Genomic DNA, 19,005 nt, shown 5'->3' with positions numbered 1-19,005 from the left:
TCTCTCCATTATGCTTATAAAGACATACGGAGCCGCCGTACAGGGCATTGACGCCATAGTTGTCACCATAGAGGCCGTTGCCGAGCCCGGTGTGTCATTCAACCTTGTCGGCATGGCCGACACAGCAGTCAAGGAAAGCTATCAGCGTGTGATTTCAGCGCTGACCCAGTCGGGCTACAAGTGGCCGCGGCGCCGTATGGTGGTCAACCTCTCGCCGGCCGATGTGCGCAAGGAGGGTGCAGCCTATGACCTCCCGATTGCCATCGGGGTTCTGGCCTCATGCGAACAGATCACGCCGTCGGTTCCGCTGGAGTCGTTCATGATCATGGGCGAACTGTCGCTTGACGGCTCGCTGCTGCCTATCAAGGGAGTGCTCCCGATGGCCATAAAAGCCCGTGAGCTGGGATTCAAGGGCATGATTGTGCCCGTGGCCAATGTCACGGAGGGTGCCGTGGTCAACAATCTGGAGGTCTACGGCATGTCATCTCTGCGCGAGGTGGTCGATTTCATCACAGGCCGCAGCGAAGCCGAGCCCGTGAGCGTCAATACCCGCGAGGAATTTGCCCGCGCCTCATCGGTTTTCGACTGCGATTTCTCTGAAGTCAAAGGGCAGGAGGGTGTGAAGAGAGCTTTCGAGGTGGCATGTGCCGGCGGCCATAACATTCTGATGGTCGGCCCTCCCGGAGCCGGAAAGTCGATGATGGCCAAGCGCATACCCACCATATTGCCGCCGCTGACCCTTGCCGAGGCTCTGGAAACCACCAAAATCCACTCCGTGGCCGGGAAACTCAAGAGCGGTTCGCGGTTGATGACACAGCGTCCCTACCGTTCGCCACACCACACCATCTCACCCGTAGCCCTCGTGGGCGGCGGCTCCAATCCGGCACCCGGCGAGATCTCGCTTGCCCATAACGGAGTCTTGTTTCTCGACGAATTTCCGGAATTCTCGCGCCAGGTGCTCGAAGTGATGCGCCAGCCTCTTGAAGACCGCCACATCACCATAGCCCGCGCCAAATACACCATTGACTATCCCGCAGGCTTTATGCTTGTAGCCTCCATGAATCCCTGTCCGTGCGGATTCTATAACCACCCCACCAAGGAATGTCTGTGCACCGGAGCCGCAGTGCAGAAATATCTCAACCGCATCAGCGGACCGCTGCTCGACCGTATAGACCTGCAGGTTGAGATCTTTCCGGTGCCGTTTGAGGAGCTCGCCTCGGCCCGCGAGGGAGAAAAGAGCGAAGCCATCAAGCGGAGGGTGATCTGCGCGCGCGAGATCCAGGCCCTCAGATTTGCCGCAGAGCGGGGCATTCACAGCAACGCCCAGATGAACTCACGCCTGCTCCGCACCTATGCCTCAATTGACAGCGACAGTCTTGAAACCTTGCGCGAAGCCATGACAAGACTCGACATGAGCGCCCGTGCCTATGACCGCATTCTGAAAGTGGCCCGCACCATAGCTGACCTCGAACAGGCCACGGCCATCCTCTCCGCAGGCGGTTGCGCCCCGACAGCCGAAACGCTAAGAGAAGCCATCACCGCCCCCATCAGAACCCACCACCTGTCCGAGGCCCTCTCATACCGGAATCTCGACCGTGGCAACTGGGGCCAGACCGTCAGCAAACTCCCCTTCTGAAAACACCCCAAAAACCTCATCCCCGCCAAAATTTCATCCCCGCCGAGAACTTCAGTTCTCGAACCCTCGAATCAGAGGCCGAATGATTCCGGGCTGCTCTTGGCTTGAAATGCGGAAAGTTTTCGCTATTTTTGCAATATCAAAGTTGAGAATAGATAAGTAACTCTTAGAGAATCATGAATGAGATTTCTGACCGCAATACCGACCGCCGTGTGGCGCCCGGACGGGGATGGCTGGCTCTGTCGCCGGTCATTGTCTTTCTGCTGCTCTATGTGGCAGTGTCGGTTATACTGAACGATTTTTATAAAATGCCTATAGCCGTAGCGCTGGTGGCAGCTTCCGTATGGGCTGTTATCATCTACCGCGGACATCCGCTTGCCGCCCGAATCGAGACCTTCTCGCGGGCCGCCGGACATTTCAATATCCTTTACATGATCTGGGTCTTCATCCTTGCCGGAGCTTTCGCCACGGTGGCCAAGGAGATCGGGGCTGTCGACGCTACGGTCAGCCTGACCCTCCGGGTATGCCCGCCGCAGTTCGTTGTGCCAACGCTTTTCTTTGCGGCATGCTTCATCTCGCTCTCGGTAGGAACCTCGGTCGGCACCGTGGTGGCACTGGCTCCTCTGGCTGTGGAAATAGCTCAGACTGTAGACGGCTCGGTGGCTTTCTATGTGGCGGTAGTGCTCGGCGGCGCATTTTTCGGCGACAATCTGTCATTCATCTCCGATACAACCATCGCAGCTACCCGCTCGCAGGGATGCGGCATGGCTGACAAGTTCAAAGCCAACCTGTGGACAGCGCTTCCGGCCGCCCTCGTGACTCTGGCCATCTACATGGTCATGAGCAAAGACTCTCCGGCTATAGATCTGGTCAACGACAGCAACCCCTGGCTCGTTCTGCCCTACCTGATAGTCCTCGCCACAGCCATAGCCGGCATAAACGTCACGGTGGTCCTCTCGCTTGGAATCCTTTCGGCTTTCGTCATGGGAGCCGTCAACGGTTTCTCGATCATGGATATGGCCGGATATGCCGGTGCCGGAATCGACGGAATGGGCGATCTGATCATTGTCACTCTTCTCGCGGCCGGAATGTTAGGCATCATAAAGGCAGCCGGAGGCATCCAGTTCCTGCTTCAGGGCCTCAGCTCACGCATCCACGGCAAACGCGGCGCGCAGGCCATACTCGCTCTGCTTGTCGGGCTGGTGAATCTCTGCACGGCCAACAATACGGTAGCCATCATCACCGTGGGCGGAATTGCCCGCGACATAGCCGAGCGCTACGGCATCGACCCTCGCAAAAGTGCCTCGCTGCTCGACTCGGCTTCCTGTGTGGTGCAATGTCTGATCCCCTACGGTGCGCAGACCCTTCTCGCCACCTCTCTGGCCGGCATCTCGCCCGCATCTCCATTTCCCTACCTCTACTATCCCTGGGCTCTCGCTGCCATGATTGTACTCTCGATAATATTCCTCTTCCCCAGACGCCTCAACTGATTATGTCACGCAACCTTCTTGCCCGCTACATATGGATCATTGACACCATACGACGCTATGGTGCCATAACCCGTGAAAAGCTCAACGAACTCTGGATGCAGTCGCCCTACTCCGATGGCGCCGCGCTTCCGCGCCGCACTTTCTACAACTACCGCAATGCCATCGAAGAGCTTTTCAACATCAATATCGAATGTAATTCAGCCACCTATGAGTATTATATCGACTCCGGAGACTCTCATCAGGAAAGCGTCACCGACTGGCTGCTCAACTCTGCGGCCATGAGCAATGTTCTCTCCAACGTGAGCGACATCTCAGACAGCATTTTCCTTGAAGACGTGCCCTCGGCCCGGCTCTACCTCTCGCAGGTCATCTCGGCCTTGCGTGAGAGGCATCCGGTACGGTTCACCTACAGGCCCTACACACGAGTCAACCCTACGCGCGATGTGGTTGTCGAACCATACTTTCTGAAGATATTCCGCCAGCGGTGGTATGTCACCGGGCTCAACGTGCGCGACGGAGTGGTCAAGACCTACGCCCTCGACCGTATGGAAGATGTCAAGGTCGATGCCGAAACCTATACGGTCGATCCGGCCTTCGATGCCGAGAGCTTTGTCAAAGACTCATTCGGCATAGTCTTCACGCAGGCCGAGCCGCACGAAGTTGTGATCCGCACCTCGACCCGCCAGGCCAAATATCTGCGCGCGCTTCCTCTCCACACTTCCCAGCAGGAGGAGATCCATGACGACTACTCGCTTTTCCACTACCGCCTGCGCCTCACGCCCGACCTTGTGCAGGAACTTCTGTCACACGGGCCTGACATAAAGGTTGTGGAACCGCCCGAACTGCGTGTAATGGTGACGACGGCCCTGCGCGAAGCCCTTGACCAGTATGAATGAATAAGCGAGAGCCTGCTGCCGGAATCAGGGCAGCAGGCTCTCGCCGTCAATATAGTCTGTGTTTTACACCTTATTATATTATAAGGTGTGTGTTATGAATGCGCTGGGGTTTACCAGATGATCACTCGTTCGGCTTCGGGGCGGAACATGGGCTGGCCTTCGGTGATTGAGAATGCTTCGAAGAAGGGTGCGATGTTGCGGAGAGTGACGTTGACGCGGTTGCAGCCGAGTGAGTGGACGTCGCCGGTTGTGAGCGAACGGATCTCCTCGTCACGGATGTTGTTGGCCCAGAGGTTGGCGTAGTTCATGTAGAACACCTGGAGGGGATCAAAGCCGTCGATCTTTGCTTCGGGCGACTTGATGTCGACTCCCTTCTTCTCCTGAGCGTCAAGGAAAGCGGTCATGGCTATGCGCAGGCCACCCTGGTCAGCGATGTTTTCGCCCAGAGTGTAGCGGCCGTTGGCGTGAACGCCGGGGAGCACCTCAACTTCGTCAAACTGAGCGATCAGAGCCTTGGTCTTGTCAGTGAACCTGGCAGCGTCTTCGGGAGTCCACCAGTCGGTCATGTTGCCGTTGGCGTCGAAGTTGCGCCCCTGGTCATCGAAACCGTGAGTCATCTCGTGGCCGATTACCACACCGATACCACCGTAATTTTCAGCGTCTGAAGCGTTCGGATCGAAGAAAGGAGCCTGGAGGATAGCTGCGGGGAAGACGATCTCGTTGGCCAGCGGATTGTAGTAGGCGTTGACAGTCTGAGGAGTCATGCCCCACTCGGTGCGGTCAACCGGCTTGCCCCATTTGGCATAAGTTTCGGCCTGATGCCACATGCCCACGTTGTGCATGTTCTCATAGTAGCTCAGTTCGGGATCGATCTTCATTGTGGAATAGTCCTTCCACTTGTCGGGATATCCGATCTTGACGGTGAAAGCGTCAAGTTTCTCATGGGCGCGGGCCTTGGTGGTGTCGCTCATCCAGTCGAGGTTGTCGATGTGCTTGCCGAGGGCCACGCGGAGATTCTCTACAAGGCCGAGCATATAGTCTTTGGACGACTGGGGGAAGTATTTCGCAACATAGAGTTCGCCTACAGCTTCGCCGAGAGCGCCTTCAGTGGCATCGATGGCGCGTTTCCAGAGCGGACGGAGCTCCTGCACACCGCTCATCACCTTCGAGAACTCGAAGCTGGCCTGGGTGAAGTTGTCGCTGAGTTTCGAAGCGGCCTGGCTTACGTATTTCCAGAGATAGTAGTCCTTGATCTCGCGGTCGGAGAGCGAGCCCATGAGCTTGTCGGCCTGAGCCAGATATTCAGGCTCTGTGACAATCAGGGTGTCGGGCGACTTGATGCCCATTGTCTCAATGAAGAAACGGTCCCAGTTTACGTTGGGATACACTTCCTTGACCTGGGCGAAGGTGCGGGGATTGTACATGCGGGGGATGTCGCGGCTTTCCTCGCGGGTGAGGGTCTTCTGTGCGAGGGCGGTCTCGATCTTCATCACGTTGTCGGTGATGCGGGCGGCGTCGGCTGCCGCATAGCCTGCATTCTGCATCTGGGTTGCGATTAGTTTCCTGTAGGCGTTGCGGACAGCGGTGTTGCGCTCGTCGTCAAGCAGATAATAATCGCGGTCGCCCAGACCCATGCCTCCGTTCGAGAGATACATGGCGTAGACCTGCGAGTTGGCGAGATCTTCCATCGGACCGGCGCCGAAGAAAGGGCTTGCATAGTTTCCGTGCATCCAGAGGAAGAGGTCTTCCATACCTTCATGCGGAGTTTCCTCGATTTTCTTGAGGTCGGCGAGGATTGGAGTTGCGCCCTCGCGGTTTCGGCGGGCGGTGTCCATAGCCTGCGAGTAGATGGTCCAGACCTTGTGGGCCACGGTACCGGGTTCGGGGTTTGTGGTGCCGAGATTGGCTATGAGTTCCTTTACGCGGTTCTCTGAAGAGTCGTTGAGAATGTCGAACTGGCCGTAGCGGGCATGTTCGGCAGTGAGCGGATGAGCTTCCATCCAGCCCTTGTTCACATAAGTGTAGAAGTCTGCGCCGGGAGCCACTGTGGTGTCAAGATAGGCCACATTGAGGCTGGCCAGATGCTCGGAGGCACGATGGCTGCACGATACTGTAGCAAATGTCATGGTCATGGCAACTGCTGTCAGGGGTAATAATTTCATTAGAAATATCTGTGTTATTGGTTTGACTGGTTTTCGAGAGTGGAGAGTATGGCCTGCAGTTCCTCCTCGGTTGCGGTGAGGCGTGAACGGCAGGCTTTCAGCAACTCGGTGGCGCGACGGGTGTAGGCCGCAAGGCGGTCAATGTCGCAGCTGTCGCTCTGCATGGTGCGGAGTATGGCTTCGAGCTCGCTGAGGCTCTCGGCATAGGTCATTGAACCTACAGGCTTTGATTCTGGCATCGGTGATATGATTCTGGTCCGGTTTGGGGGGAGAGTTTATGGTTTGTGGAGACCGGGGTCAGAGAGCGTTCAGTTGAGCACAGTCTGACTTTCGATAGCCTCGGTGATGCGTGAGAAGATCTCGTCGACACGGCCTGAACCCTGGATGGCGCGGTAGGTGCCTTCGGCGGTATAGTAGTCGCGCAGGGGCGAGGTGGTCGAGTGATAGACTTTCAGACGGTTTCCGATGGTTTCGGGGTTGTCATCCGAACGGCCGCTTTCGGCTCCGCGCTTGATCAGGCGCTCCATGAGCTCCTCGTCGGCCACTTCGAGACCGATTACCGAATGCACTTCCTCGCCGCGATCCTCGAGCATCTTCTTGAGGGCCTCAGCCTGGGGGATGGTGCGGGGGAAGCCGTCAAAGATGAAGCCTTTTGACTCCGGACGCAGGCGGTCGAACTCTGACGCGAGTATATCGACCATGAGCTCATCAGGGATGAGCTGGCCTTTTGAAATGTAACTGTCGGCGATCTTGCCGAGTTCTGAACCTGCGGCGATTTCCTTGCGCAGGACGTCGCCGGTTGAAATGTGAGTCAGACCGTAACGGTCGATGAGCTTTTCGCTTTGGGTGCCCTTGCCGCTGCCGGGTGCACCGAAAATCACAAGATTAAACATTCTTTATCCTTAAAAATATATTGGTTGAAGTCCGCCCTTGCCGTCCCGGCCGGGAAGAGAGGACAGACTGCCGGAGATGTCCGGCCGGCTATTCGTCAAGTATATAGATATCCTGAAGATTGCGGGCCAGGCCGTCGATATCGAGGCCGTAGCCGATGATGAATTTTTTGGGAATCTCGAATCCTACGTAGTCGGCGTGGAGTTCGGGATGCTCAAGGGCTTCAGGCTTGAAAAGCAGGGTCGCGATGCGGATCGAGGCAGGCTTGTGTCTGCGCAGCTCGGCAAGTAGGCTTACCATTGTGTTGCCGGTGTCGATGATGTCTTCGATCAGCACTATGTGGCGCCCTTCGAGATTCTCGCTCAGCCCCATGATCTGCTTGACGTCGCCGGTCGAACCGGTTCCTTCATAGCTCTTGAAGCGCATGAAAGTAAGTTCTGCGTCGATGTCTTCGCATGCGCGGAAGAGGTCGATCGCAAACGGCGCGGCTCCGTTGAGCACACAGATGAACAGAGGTGTGACTCCTGCGCAGTCGGTCTTGATGGCGGCTGCCAGTTCCTGAACTCGTGATTGAATCTGGGAGTTGTTGATGTAGGGACGGAAAGTCATCCCCTGGTAGCATTTCTGTTTCATGGTTCCTGGCGGAAAAATTTGACGCAAAGTTACGAATTTTTCTTGAAAATCTAAGCAGATTTTCTTCCGAGGATGTTTCGAAATGCTCTCAGGGGTAAATCAGGGATAAATTTGTAACGAAAAGGTGGCCCGGACGCTCTTTTCAGCGGCGTGCTATTTTCTCTTTTTCATGCGGTCGTTGTGGATCTTGATGGCAAACACGATGGCCGACGAAACGGTGGTGATGGTGTTCGTGATCATCAGCGGCCAGTTGCCGAGCATGATGCCCTGTATCACGAAAAAGATACTTCCGAACCCAAGCAGTAGGAAGGTAGGGAGGGCGATACCGTCGGTGTCGCGGGTGCGGATGGTGTAGATGGCCTGCGGGAGATAGCCGCAGATCATGCAGATGGCGGCTGCATAGCCGACTATGTTTATGATCAGTGGTGATGCCATGAGTGATGCTTGCTTTAGGTGGATTAATAATAATTTAACGCGCGGGAAAACTTTATGTTGTGGAAATTTCATAATTTTGCATTTTAAAACACCTGAATAAACTGACTATGCGCTCTACATCAGCCCTGAGGCTGCTTTTCATAATAGTCGCCACGGCCTTTTTTGCCGCCTGCGCGAGCATCGGGCATCCTGAGGGAGGTCCACGCGACGAGACCCCTCCCGTCTATGTCAGGTCAAACCCGAAGCCCGGACAGCTGAGGTTTGACGGAAGCAAGATCACCGTCGACTTTGATGAAAATGTGTCGATTGACGACCCTATGAACAAGGTGGTGGTCTCTCCCGCCCAGCGCACCACTCCAGTGGTGACGGCAAACGGCCGGCGTGTAACCGTGGAGCTCCGCGACAGCCTCGTGCCAAACACCACCTATACCATCGACTTTGCCGATGCCATCAAGGATCTGAACGAGAGCAATGTGCTCGACGGTTTCGCTCTTGATTTCGCTACAGGCGACACGATTGACACTCTGCGCGTTTCGGGAATGGTCTTCGAGGCCCGCACACTGGAGCCCGCACAGGGTATGCTGGTGGGTGTCTACTCGAATCTTTCAGACACGGCTGTCTCCACCCTCCCTTTCGAGCGCATCACCAAGACCAATCAACTCGGCCAGTTCACTCTGCGCAACATGAAGGCCGGAACCTACCGCATCTATGCCGTCAACGACGTGAACCGCGACTATCACTGGGACCGCTCGGAAGACGTGGCCTTTTTCGACGTGACAATCTCGCCTGAGACCGAGGCCGCGCAGTTTACCGATACTCTTGTCAACATGGCCGGCGAGGACTCCATAGTGACCTATCCGGGCACCCGCTTTCTGCCTGACGACATACTCCTGACATGGTTCAACGAGGGCTACGTCTCGCAATATCTCCGCAAGAACGAGCGCCCCGAACCAAACAATCTCGACTTTGAGTTCTCTACCAAAGCCGACACCCTCCCTATCCTGAAACTGCTCAACACCAGTCGTGCCGGCGAGGAAAGCGAAAAATGGTCAGTGCTCCAGGCATCGCCCACGCTTGATACTCTGCGCTACTGGATCACCGATACATCACTCGTGGCTCTTGACACTCTTATGATTGAGGCACGCTATATCCGCACCGATACTCTCGATCAGCTTTCATGGACCACCGACACTCTGCGCATGGTCACAAAAAATGCCCGCATGCGCCGCAAACGGGCCCAGGAAGAGGCCAAAGAGCTTGCCAAGCTGCGTGAAGACCACCGGCGTGAACTGGCACGTCAGGGTGTGGATCTTGACTCGCTCGATGCGGCCGACACCATCCCGCCGCCACCGCCCCCCATCAGTTTCAAGGTCAGCAGCCCGACATCGCAGGATCTCAACCTGCCCCTGGTCTTCCAGTCTGCAACTCCGGTGGCCTCGGTCGATTCCACCGCGTTTCACCTTGAAGAGATGATCGACTCCGTGTGGTACACCCGCACAGCTCCCGTGATGCGCGCTATCGGGGAGCACAACAGTCTCAAATTCATTGCGCCCTACGAGTGGGAACCCGGCGGACACTACAAGCTGACCATCGACTCGGCGGCGATCTATGACATCTACGGCCTGACGAATCCTCCGCTGGTCCATGAATTCAATGCCAAGAAACTTGAGGAATATTCCACGCTCAATTTCAACATCGAAGGGCTTGAAGGACGACCCGCAGTGGTCGAGGTGCTCGATGCCTCTGACAAGGTCGTGGCGGCAGCCCCGGTCAAAGGCTCCTTCGGCCGCATCGAATATCTGACTCCCGGCACCTACTACGCCCGACTCTTCATCGACTCCGACTCTAACGGTATATATACCAACGGACTTCTCGACTCGATCCAGCCGGAGGAGGTCTACTACTACCCCAAAAAGATCACCTTGAAGAAGAACTGGGGCATAGAGCAGTCGTGGAACATCTATGAGCTGCCCATTGACATGCAGAAGCCGCAGGAAATCAAGAAGAACAAGCCCAAACGCAAGCGTGGCGAGAACGATGATCGCGAAGAAGAGGAAGAGGAAGAAGATGAATTTTTCGACGATCCGTTCATGAACTCTGCCTCGCGCCGTCAGTTTGGCAACAATAACTACAACGATTACAACCGGCGCTATTAGCACCGACCCGGAGAGAATCTAACCACTGCGTGATGGTAAACCGATGTCCTGTCGGACATCACATGACGGGGTAATCACGAACCCGTGACACCTGCGCGCTGTGCGCTGCGGTGTCACGGGCTACGAGTAAACCGATGTCCTGTCGGACATCACATGACGGGGGGAATCACGAGCCCGTGACACCTGCGCGCTGTGCGCTGCGGTGTCACAGGCTATGAGTAAACCGATGTCCTGTCGGACATCACCATCCGGAATCCCGGCAGAGCATGATCCCTCACGGCACGCGGATAGCAGGTGTCCGCAGGGCGTTATCCCGCACGGCACAGGGGATAGCGGGTGTCCGCAGGACACCGATTTAATAGTAGCCCCCTACACCGTAGCGCACAGCGCGTAGGTGTAGGAGGGGGTAAAGTCATACATCCAAATTGTCGTGTCCGCAAGGACACGGATTTACCGACCCGGAAGGGATGCGGGATGATGATGCCTCGGAGAGGCTTGATAACATAAGCCCCCGGCACCGTGCGCACTGCGCAAAGGTGCCGGGGGCTGATATGTTTTGACGATCTGTCAATTACTTCACAAGAACACGGAATGCCTTGCCGTTGAGAACCTTGATATAGATCTTGCCGGCTGAAGGATTAGCCACGCGACGGCCCATGAGATCATAGTAGACAGCCTCACCTTCGGCCTCGTCAGCGATGATAGAATCAATACCGCTTTCTTCTTCATCGGCGATCTTGATATTCTTCACGTCGATGTAGTAAGAATACTGACCACCCTTGCCGCGCAGAGCATACTGGATATCCTTGCCTGCATACTCAGAAAGATCAACACTCATCAGAGTGTATTCCTTCGGAGCTTCTTCGCTCTTGAGCTCAACCCATTCGCCGTCGGCATTGACCAGAACGGACAGGACAGAACCGGTATAGCTGCGGGCATCGTTTGAATATTCAAGAGTCAGAGCAACCTTCTTTGATTCGGCAGGGATAGAGATCAGGCCGCTGTAAAGGCTTGCAAGAGAACCATATGACCGACCTGTGAAGAAAGCATATCCATCCTTGAAGCTCCATGAAGCGGTATAGTTCTCATTATTGTTGGCATAGAGTAGCTGAGCAGGGACAGCGCCGGCAAAATCTTCGCTGTAGGGAAGAGCGACGGGCTTGCCAACGGGAACCGCATTGACTTCAACCGGAAGTGACGGGCCGCCTGAGGTCACGGCATAGACCTTAAGACTGTAGAACTTCTGATCGGCTGTGCCGTCATTGATCTCAAGATCAGCATCTTCGCCACTCAGATCCTCAAAAGTTTTGATCAGGGTATCACCGTCATAGACCTCAACTTTGGTCTTGATCAGAGAAAGATTGCCGAAACCGGCGCCGAAGATGCCTGATTCGGGGCGGTGCCATGTAACTTTGATGCTGCCGGCAACTGACTGATGGGCGGCGACATCGGTGGGAGGATTCGGAATTTCAAGACCGGCCTTCACATCCTGCGAAACAACGTTTGAGTTACCTGCTGAGTTGACAGCGCGCACACCGTAGGTGCTGTTGCCGTGAACTGCCTCATTGTCTATATAGGTATATGTTTCGCCGGGAGTCGGGTTTTCAATAGTCTCGATCACGGTGGTTCCGCGGAGGAATTCGAGAGCGGTAAGCTCGTTCAGGGTGTTGCCTTCTGCATCGACAGTCGGAGCCTTGGCCGAAAGAGCCACTGAGAGAGCACCGTCTTTGTCAGCTACAGCGGTGAAATCGGTAGGTTCGGCAGGCATTTCGCCGGAAGCGGCCTCGGTCACGGAGATATCGGTCAGGATAGTCCTGGCGCTGCAATATTTATCGGTATTGTCATAGAATCCGATGTTGTATGCGCCGGTGGCTTCAGGTGCGATAGTGCCTGAAACTGTGAAGAGCTGACCTTCAAGCAGGCCATTGCCTCTGTAATGGGTAACTTCAAGAGCTGTGCCGGTCATGGCCTCGGCAGTCGCTTCTGTACCATAGAAAATACCTAAGGCTGCTCTTTCCTGATTAGTCACACCTACGGTATATTTCACGATGTACTTCTTGCCGGCTTCAAGCTTGATGGCCGGTGAGATAAACCATGAGTCTTTATATTCAATATCGTTGCTTGAGAATAGGTTCTTTGAAGCCACACAGTTGAAACCTGAATATACGGGAGATACACCCTTGGCGATGTAGGCGAACTTCGGACGATCATAGGGGCATACAGAAGTATAGCCTTCCACCTTTTCAGGTTCATCGAATGTCAGGCTGTAAGGCAGAGTAATACCCTGCGGTTCCTCAGCGGCATCTTCAATATAGGTGAAGCCGGCAAAAAGATTGTTCCCGGCATTACGGGCAATGCGATAGAGAGTACCAGCCTTGCGGTATTCTTCAGGAATGGCAATTGAATATTCCTTGTCAGCCTCGCCAACGGCATATGCCGATTCAATTGTAGTCCCCCCTGCAAGAACATTGATTTTGCAGGTAGAAGCGATATTAGAAGTAGTCTTGATCTTGATTTCCTTGCAGTTGATCGGGAGTGCGAATTCTACATAAGCACCGGCTCTGTTTGCAATACTGAGAAATGCTGGTATGGCAGCCTGACCGGGAACCGATTTGCAGGCTCTCACGAATGAATATTCAATGTCAGTCAAAGGGCTTTTGCCTTTTACGGCACTTGTTCCGCCGTTTGTCGCAGGACCGAAGCTTGATTTTTCTTCCCAGTTTTCGAATATGTCAGCTCCATAGGCCGAAAAACTGAGCAATACAGCAACCAGGGTTAGTAAAGTTTTTCTCATACTTTTTTCGAATTGTTAGTGTGATAAGAGTGGGTTTCTTTGGGCTAATTTCGTGAAATAGCGGTGATAACTGACCGTAGGTCAATACGTATGCACTAGGTTTCTGAACATTCGCAAAGATAAGTTTTATAATATTAACTCTATCCACCAATCGCGTTAAAAACATTTAAAAAACTTACAATTCGCCATTAATCTCCCCCTATTCATCCGCAAATACATGAAGAAAAGCCTCGCGGACAATCTAAATGACAGATCAGAACCCACCCCGCACATGTCGCGCGGATAGCGGGTGTCCGGCAGGGCACGCGGTTTTACCGACCCGGAGGGAATCTAACCAAGAGTGATGGTAAATCGGTGTCCTGACGGACACCACATGACGGGGAAATCAAGAACCCGTGACACCTGCGCGCTGTGCGCTGCGGTGTCACGGACTATGAGTAAATCGATGTCCTGGCGGACATCTCCATCCGGAATCCCCGCAGGACAGAGCCCGCACGGCACAGGGAATAGCGGGTGTCCGCAGGGCGTAGAGGATAGCGGGTGTCCGGCAGGACACCGATTTAATAGTAGCCCCCGACACCTGCGCGCTGTGCGCTGCGGTGTCGGGGGTACGATGTTTTCAAGTTTTGTTGATGTCCGGCTGAGGACATCGATTTACCGTCACGCCTTGCGGATCGGCTTTGTGACGAGGGAATATCACTTACGTTTTACCACTCGCTGTGCATCCCAATGCATCGGCATCCGGATCATTTCTAATACCGATCCGGTCAAGATAGTCACGGCAGGCAAGAGTCATATCGCGGTCACAGACCGAAGGAGTTGTTTTATAGAAATTATCAAGCGAATAAACACCTATATACTCGTAAGTATATCCATTGTTATCTTTACGGTCAATCACCTCTATGCCCTGTTTAGCCAGGCAGTCCATAAAGACTTCATTGTTCATGAAATCCTTAATTGTGACCGACTTAGCTCTGCAACTTGATGCGCAAAATTACATAAATTATCATTCTGACGGTCGCTTTTTAAACCTCATTAACATCGAGGCTGATCCAGAATGCTAACGGAGTGACCGATATACGCCGTGGCGAAGAGGGAAAGCGCGACATTAACAAATGTTAAACCACAGACATCCGAAAGACCCTATAGGACTTTTTTAGTAACTTTACCAATTAATTGAGACCGGTGTGCAGCCGACGGCTGCACGTCCGCCCTCTCTATCACACTATGCACTGATCAAAAAAAATGGAACAAAATAGAAAAATTCGTGTCGGGATCACTCACGGTGACATCAACGGCGTGGGCTATGAGGTGTTGCTCAAAGCATTGGGCGACATCCGCATAGCCGAACTCTGCACCCCGGTGATCTACGGCTCGGCAAAAATAGCCAACTTCTACCGCAAAGGCATCGAGCTCCCCGACTTCAGACTCTTCCAGATCGACAGCCCCGACAAAGCCGCCGACGAGCAGATCAACCTCATCAACGTGGTGCCCGAAGACTGCAAGGTGGAGCCCGGACAGGCCACACAGACAGCAGGACAGGCAGCCCTCGCCGCACTCGAACGCGCTACCGCCGACCTGCGCGACGGACTGATCGATGTGCTGGTGACCGCCCCCATCAACAAGCAGACCATCCACAGCGAGGCATTCAACTTCCCCGGCCACACCGAATATCTGCAGGAGCGCCTGGGCGAAGGACGCGAAGCCATGATGATAATGTGTGGCGGCAACCTGCGTGTGGCCCTCGTGACCATCCACGACAGCATCGCCACAGTAGCCGCCGGAATCACCGCCAAGAGCGTCAGCGACAAACTCGCGGCGTTCAACCGCTCGCTCACAGAAGACTTCGGCATCCACGGCCCGCGCATAGCAGTGCTTGCCCTCAACCCCCATGCCGGCGACGCCGGAGTGATCGGCTCGGAAGAGACCGAAATCATAGCCCCGGCAATAGCCGAAGCAAACAAGCGCAAGATCCTTGCTTTCGGCCCCTATCCGGCCGACGGATTTTTCGGAAGCGGCGCCTACACCAAGTTTGACGGCATCCTGGCCATGTATCACGACCAGGGACTCATACCCTTCAAGCTCCTCGCTGCGGAAAACGGCGTGAACTTCACCGCCGGACTCCCCTATGTGCGCACTTCGCCTGACCACGGCACCGCCTATGACATAGCCGGCCAGGGCAAGGCCGACGAGCAGTCGATGCGCGAGGCCATCTATACCGCCATAGACATCTACCGCAACCGCCGCCGCGAGGCAGAGGCAACAGCCAACCCCCTGCGCAAGCAGAACTTCGACAAGGGCAGCGACCGTCTGCCAGCCGAACGCGGATAAGAGCCGCCCCGCAACCCCGGTCAATACCAGCCAGTCACCAGTCACACAGCACCACACACATACCGATCAGCAATGGACTTCGCCATCATAGCCGCCGGACAGGGATCACGCCTGAAATCGGAAGGACAGGACCTTCCGAAGCCCTTGGTGCGTCTGGGCGGCAGGCCTATGATCGGGAGGCTGATCGATGTGCTCTCTCTCGCGGGCGCGCGTACAATATATATAATAGTCAACGAAGAGATGCCCGAAGTGGCCGACTATCTTCGCTCGCGCCAGACAGACTCCGCTCCGCAACTGCGCCTGACCGTCAGAAGCACCGCCGGATCAATGGAAAGTTTCAGGGAACTGGCCCGCTCTATGGACCGCACCCGCCCCTTCTGCCTGCTTACAGTCGACAGCATCTTCCGCCCCGAAGAGTTCCGGGAATTCATTGCCCGCTTCGAAGCCGACCCGGAAGCCGACGGATATATGGCCGTGACATCATACGTGGCTGATGAGAAACCGCTCTATGTGGCCACCGAACCGGAGAACGACATCACCGGATTTCTCGACCATCCGCTCCCGGACACCCGCTACATATCAGGCGGCATCTACGCCCTGCGCCCGGAAGCCTTCGGACTGCTCGACGACTGCGCGGCCGCCGGAAAAACCCGTATGCGCGACTACCAGCGCTCGCTCGTGGCCGCCGGAATGCGCCTGAAGGCATGGCCTTTTTCGAAAATAATAGACGCCGACCACAGCTCAGACCTGCGCGAGGCCGAAATTTTTCTCTCAAAGGAAAACCAATCATAACTAACGCTCAACTATAATGGCTGACATAAAGATAGCCGGAATTATGAGAGCCGGCGCCTACTCGCCAAACCACATTGGTAACGACGCCGCGATACTCAACCTCACTGCCGAACAACTCCGCAAACGCGGCTGCGAGGTGAAAATCTACAGCGAAGAACAGCTCATTGCCGGACAGGTGACCGAAGATGTCATCATCAGCATGTGCCGTCACCACCGCTCGTTCCCCATACTCCAGAAGAAGGAAGACGAGGGGGCGCTGGTGATCAACTCCGGCTACGGCATAGAGAACTGCACCCGCGAACGCCTCACCCGCATACTCATAGGCAGCAACATACCCACTCCTGACAGCCTGATAGTCAACACTAACGAGGTGGTGACCGAACGCATGAAGGAGGCAGGCATGACCAAGGCCTGGATCAAGAGGGGCGACTACCACACCATGCACAAGGAAGACGTGACCTACGTGCGCCACACCGAAGAAGCCCAGGAGGTGGTGCAGGAATACTTCCTCCGCGGCATCAAGCGCGCCGTCATCAACCGCCACATAGAAGGCGAGCTGCTGAAGTTCTACGGCGTCTACGGCACCCCCTGGTTCCACTGCTTCTTCCACTACGGCTCACGCGAGGCCCGCGGAACCGACGAAGGCAAGCCGCAGTTTGACCACGACAAGCTCAAAGAGGTCTGCACCCGCGCGGCAGAAGCCCTCGATATCAAGATATTCGGAGGCGATGCCATCATACTCCCCGACGGCACGTTTACGATCATCGACTTCAATGACTGGCCGAGCTTCGCTCCCTGCCGCGCCGAAGCCTCGGCTGTGATAGCCCGCGCCATCCTCTCTGAAATCAAAAACCACAACGCAAAAAAAACAGCACGGAAATGACACAGAACAATTCCTTCCCCTTCCTGCCGCGCTTCATAGCCACATCGTTCGGTGCCGGCTACTGGCCCTATGGCCCCGGAACCGCCGGAGCTGTAGTAGGGCTGATTCTCTGGCTTCCGCTCGTTCTGACCGGGCACTTCGCGGGCACTGTACTTATCACCCTCGGACTCATCGCCGTCTTCACCGCGCTCGGCGTCTGGTCAGCTGGAATAGCCGAACAGTACTGGGGACCCGACCCCTCGCGTGTGGTAATGGACGAGACCGTAGGCCAGTGGCTGGCCATGATTCCGCTCTCGGTCTACGCCGTCAGGCCCGACGCGCTGACTGACGGATGGTTCTGGATGTGGACCATCGCCTCGCTCATCCTATTCAGATTCTTCGACATAGTAAAGCCCCTTGGAGTCCGCAAGATGGAAGAACTTCCCGGCGGCTGGGGCATCATGGCCGATGACATCCTGGCCGGAGTCTACAGTTGTGTGATACTCAGCATCTGCATGTATTTCACCCACTAAGAGGGTGTTCCATAACAAGAGTTATTACCCCCCTCTAAGTCACCTAAATCACGCAACGAAATGTCAAGATACAGAGAGTTGAAAGACAAATTTCTCCACGGCGGAGGCCTGATCTCCACCTTCCTGCGCTCGTCAGTCTCGTCGCAGGTGGCATCGTGGATCGATCTGGGCACAAGCATGCTGCTCTACTCCTTCGTCTTCGTGGCCCTCGACCCCTTCTACCGGTCGAACCTCTCGGTGGCCATTGGAGCCATAGCCGGAGGCATAGTGAACTGCTGCATCAACTACCGCTTCACCTTCCATGCCGCAGGCCAGAGCGTGAAGGCTGTAGGGGTGAAATATTTCCTCGTATGGACCGGATCGCTGCTTCTCAACATGTATGGCACCACCGGCCTGGCCACTCTGATGAGCCACTGGCAGTGGCTGCTCGACCTCGGCTTCAAGCCCGACGGCATTTTCGCCGCATCACGACTGGCGGCATCGCTGGCCGTGTCATGGGGATGGAACTTCGTGTTGCAGCGCAATTTTGTCTACCGCAAGACTCCGTTCGACCCCTATGCCATCCGCCTGGTCGATCTATTCTCAAAAAAAACACTATAGAACAAACGTAATCCCAATATTGAAAACAATGGCTGAAAACGAAATGACAATGACACAGAAATCATCGACATTCAAGCGTTTCCGCGATAGCCTCCAGCAAGGCATATACTTCATCATCAACCCCTTTGTGCGCTTTCTGATCCGCATAGGCGTCACCCCCAACATGGTCACCACCATAGGCCTGCTCGGCAACATCGCCGCGGCAGCTATCTTCGTCTACGCCGGCTACAGTGCCACTCCCGGAACCGACATGAACTATCCGCTCATTACCTGGGGCGGTGTGGTCATCATCCTCTTCTCGCTCTTTGACATGCTCGACGGCCAGGTGGCCCGCCTCGGCAACATGACCTCGACCTTCGGAGCCATGTATGACTCGGTGCTCGACCGCTACTGCGAGCTCTTCACCCTCGGCGGTCTCAGCTACTACCTGATCCAGACCGGCTACGTGATCGGCGCTCTGATCACTTTCGTGGCCCTCGTGGGCTCGATCATGGTCAGCTACGTGCGCGCCCGCGCCGAAGGCCTCGGACTCGAATGCAAGGTGGGCTTCATGCAGCGCCCCGAACGTGTGGTGGTCACCACAATCGGCGCCCTCGCCACAGGCATAACAGGCCAGTGTGTCAGCCCGGCCGACTTCGATGCCGTCAACATCCTCATTTTCTGCATGGCTGTGATAGCCGTCTTCGCCAACATCACCGCATTTGCCCGCATAAACCACTGCCGCCGTCTCCTCTGCAAGAAGTAAGAACTTGTAGGACAACAAGTTCCAAAGGTCTCAAAGGACTACACAATTC

Annotated in this window: 17 protein-coding genes; 10 read left to right on the top strand and 7 right to left on the bottom strand. The window is 55.4% G+C overall.

From position 1 onward, the window contains the following. Positions 1–10: 10 nt before the first annotated feature. From C5O23_RS00940 to C5O23_RS00930, 3 genes are all read left to right on the top strand, one after another. On the top strand, positions 11–1,636 hold the full coding sequence (locus C5O23_RS00940) for a YifB family Mg chelatase-like AAA ATPase (RefSeq protein ID WP_107031080.1): 1,626 nt from the start codon (positions 11–13) through the stop codon (positions 1,634–1,636). A gap of 176 nt (positions 1,637–1,812) precedes the next feature. After that, positions 1,813–3,126, top strand: coding sequence for a Na+/H+ antiporter NhaC family protein (locus tag C5O23_RS00935; RefSeq protein WP_107031079.1), 1,314 nt, complete (start codon positions 1,813–1,815; stop codon positions 3,124–3,126). Between the two features lie 2 nt (positions 3,127–3,128). Beyond that, on the top strand, positions 3,129–4,022 hold the full coding sequence (locus tag C5O23_RS00930; protein ID WP_107031078.1) for a WYL domain-containing protein: 894 nt from the start codon (positions 3,129–3,131) through the stop codon (positions 4,020–4,022). A gap of 110 nt (positions 4,023–4,132) precedes the next feature. On the opposite strand, the gene C5O23_RS00925 is transcribed toward C5O23_RS00930, so the two are convergent. The 5 genes from C5O23_RS00925 to C5O23_RS00905 form a co-directional block, all read right to left on the bottom strand. After that, positions 4,133–6,184 (bottom strand): M13 family metallopeptidase, encoded by a 2,052-nt coding sequence (locus C5O23_RS00925; RefSeq protein WP_107031077.1) that lies wholly within the window; start codon positions 6,182–6,184, stop codon positions 4,133–4,135. Positions 6,185–6,198: 14 nt separating this feature from the next. After that, positions 6,199–6,423, bottom strand: a complete 225-nt coding sequence (xseB, locus tag C5O23_RS00920; protein ID WP_107031076.1) for an exodeoxyribonuclease VII small subunit — start codon at positions 6,421–6,423, stop codon at positions 6,199–6,201. 69 nt (positions 6,424–6,492) lie between these two features. Continuing rightward, positions 6,493–7,077: an adenylate kinase gene (locus C5O23_RS00915; RefSeq protein WP_107031075.1), complete on the bottom strand. Its 585-nt coding sequence runs from the start codon at positions 7,075–7,077 to the stop codon at positions 6,493–6,495. 88 nt (positions 7,078–7,165) lie between these two features. Next, a complete protein-coding gene (gene hpt / locus C5O23_RS00910) occupies positions 7,166–7,708 on the bottom strand; it encodes a hypoxanthine phosphoribosyltransferase (protein ID WP_107031074.1) in 543 nt (180 codons plus the stop codon). Between the two features lie 153 nt (positions 7,709–7,861). Beyond that, positions 7,862–8,143 carry a SemiSWEET family sugar transporter gene (locus C5O23_RS00905; protein WP_161553523.1) on the bottom strand — a complete coding sequence of 94 codons (282 nt, stop codon included), beginning with the start codon at positions 8,141–8,143 and terminating at the stop codon, positions 7,862–7,864. A 107-nt stretch (positions 8,144–8,250) separates the two neighbouring features. Here C5O23_RS00905 and C5O23_RS00900 point away from each other — a divergent pair, with 107 nt between their 5' ends. Continuing rightward, positions 8,251–10,299: an Ig-like domain-containing domain gene (locus C5O23_RS00900; protein WP_107031072.1), complete on the top strand. Its 2,049-nt coding sequence runs from the start codon at positions 8,251–8,253 to the stop codon at positions 10,297–10,299. 571 nt (positions 10,300–10,870) lie between these two features. Here C5O23_RS00900 and C5O23_RS00895 read toward each other — a convergent pair. After that, positions 10,871–13,093, bottom strand: coding sequence for a fibronectin type III domain-containing protein (locus C5O23_RS00895; protein ID WP_133166483.1), 2,223 nt, complete (start codon positions 13,091–13,093; stop codon positions 10,871–10,873). A 700-nt stretch (positions 13,094–13,793) separates the two neighbouring features. Further along, positions 13,794–14,039, bottom strand: a complete 246-nt coding sequence (locus C5O23_RS00890) for a hypothetical protein (RefSeq protein ID WP_107031070.1) — start codon at positions 14,037–14,039, stop codon at positions 13,794–13,796. Between the two features lie 299 nt (positions 14,040–14,338). Here C5O23_RS00890 and pdxA point away from each other — a divergent pair, with 299 nt between their 5' ends. From pdxA to C5O23_RS00860, 6 genes are all read left to right on the top strand, one after another. Then, on the top strand, positions 14,339–15,424 hold the full coding sequence (pdxA, locus tag C5O23_RS00885) for a 4-hydroxythreonine-4-phosphate dehydrogenase PdxA (RefSeq protein ID WP_107031069.1): 1,086 nt from the start codon (positions 14,339–14,341) through the stop codon (positions 15,422–15,424). Positions 15,425–15,496: 72 nt separating this feature from the next. After that, entirely contained in the window at positions 15,497–16,216 is a 720-nt protein-coding gene (locus C5O23_RS00880; protein ID WP_107031068.1) for a nucleotidyltransferase family protein, read from the top strand. 16 nt (positions 16,217–16,232) lie between these two features. Beyond that, on the top strand, positions 16,233–17,099 hold the full coding sequence (locus C5O23_RS00875) for an ATP-grasp domain-containing protein (RefSeq protein ID WP_107031067.1): 867 nt from the start codon (positions 16,233–16,235) through the stop codon (positions 17,097–17,099). Beyond that, entirely contained in the window at positions 17,096–17,611 is a 516-nt protein-coding gene (locus C5O23_RS00870; RefSeq protein WP_107031066.1) for a phosphatidylglycerophosphatase A family protein, read from the top strand. Before C5O23_RS00875 ends, C5O23_RS00870 begins: the two co-directional genes overlap by 4 nt. 60 nt (positions 17,612–17,671) lie before the next feature. Continuing rightward, positions 17,672–18,211, top strand: a complete 540-nt coding sequence (locus C5O23_RS00865) for a GtrA family protein (protein ID WP_107031065.1) — start codon at positions 17,672–17,674, stop codon at positions 18,209–18,211. A 28-nt stretch (positions 18,212–18,239) separates the two neighbouring features. Further along, positions 18,240–18,956, top strand: a complete 717-nt coding sequence (locus tag C5O23_RS00860) for a CDP-alcohol phosphatidyltransferase family protein (protein WP_240597552.1) — start codon at positions 18,240–18,242, stop codon at positions 18,954–18,956. Positions 18,957–19,005: the final 49 nt, after the last annotated feature.

The sequence above is a fragment of the Duncaniella muris genome, assembly GCF_003024805.1.
GTDB lineage: Bacteria > Bacteroidota > Bacteroidia > Bacteroidales > Muribaculaceae > Duncaniella > Duncaniella muris.
Note: the sequence above shows the minus strand (reverse complement) of the source record. Positions and strands in the feature narration are given on the sequence as shown.

What these genes read in the sequence shown, in the direction of transcription:
- C5O23_RS00940 (WP_107031080.1), top strand. Translation starts at nt 11, where the DNA reads ATGCTTATAAAGACATACGGAGCCGCCGTACAGGGCATTGACGCCATA.
- C5O23_RS00935 (WP_107031079.1), top strand. Translation starts at nt 1,813, where the DNA reads ATGAATGAGATTTCTGACCGCAATACCGACCGCCGTGTGGCGCCCGGA.
- C5O23_RS00930 (WP_107031078.1), top strand. Translation starts at nt 3,129, where the DNA reads ATGTCACGCAACCTTCTTGCCCGCTACATATGGATCATTGACACCATA.
- C5O23_RS00925 (WP_107031077.1), bottom strand. Translation starts at nt 6,184, where the DNA reads ATGAAATTATTACCCCTGACAGCAGTTGCCATGACCATGACATTTGCT.
- xseB (WP_107031076.1), bottom strand. Translation starts at nt 6,423, where the DNA reads ATGCCAGAATCAAAGCCTGTAGGTTCAATGACCTATGCCGAGAGCCTC.
- C5O23_RS00915 (WP_107031075.1), bottom strand. Translation starts at nt 7,077, where the DNA reads ATGTTTAATCTTGTGATTTTCGGTGCACCCGGCAGCGGCAAGGGCACC.
- hpt (WP_107031074.1), bottom strand. Translation starts at nt 7,708, where the DNA reads ATGAAACAGAAATGCTACCAGGGGATGACTTTCCGTCCCTACATCAAC.
- C5O23_RS00905 (WP_161553523.1), bottom strand. Translation starts at nt 8,143, where the DNA reads ATGGCATCACCACTGATCATAAACATAGTCGGCTATGCAGCCGCCATC.
- C5O23_RS00900 (WP_107031072.1), top strand. Translation starts at nt 8,251, where the DNA reads ATGCGCTCTACATCAGCCCTGAGGCTGCTTTTCATAATAGTCGCCACG.
- C5O23_RS00895 (WP_133166483.1), bottom strand. Translation starts at nt 13,093, where the DNA reads ATGAGAAAAACTTTACTAACCCTGGTTGCTGTATTGCTCAGTTTTTCG.
- C5O23_RS00890 (WP_107031070.1), bottom strand. Translation starts at nt 14,039, where the DNA reads ATGAACAATGAAGTCTTTATGGACTGCCTGGCTAAACAGGGCATAGAG.
- pdxA (WP_107031069.1), top strand. Translation starts at nt 14,339, where the DNA reads ATGGAACAAAATAGAAAAATTCGTGTCGGGATCACTCACGGTGACATC.
- C5O23_RS00880 (WP_107031068.1), top strand. Translation starts at nt 15,497, where the DNA reads ATGGACTTCGCCATCATAGCCGCCGGACAGGGATCACGCCTGAAATCG.
- C5O23_RS00875 (WP_107031067.1), top strand. Translation starts at nt 16,233, where the DNA reads ATGGCTGACATAAAGATAGCCGGAATTATGAGAGCCGGCGCCTACTCG.
- C5O23_RS00870 (WP_107031066.1), top strand. Translation starts at nt 17,096, where the DNA reads ATGACACAGAACAATTCCTTCCCCTTCCTGCCGCGCTTCATAGCCACA.
- C5O23_RS00865 (WP_107031065.1), top strand. Translation starts at nt 17,672, where the DNA reads ATGTCAAGATACAGAGAGTTGAAAGACAAATTTCTCCACGGCGGAGGC.
- C5O23_RS00860 (WP_240597552.1), top strand. Translation starts at nt 18,240, where the DNA reads ATGGCTGAAAACGAAATGACAATGACACAGAAATCATCGACATTCAAG.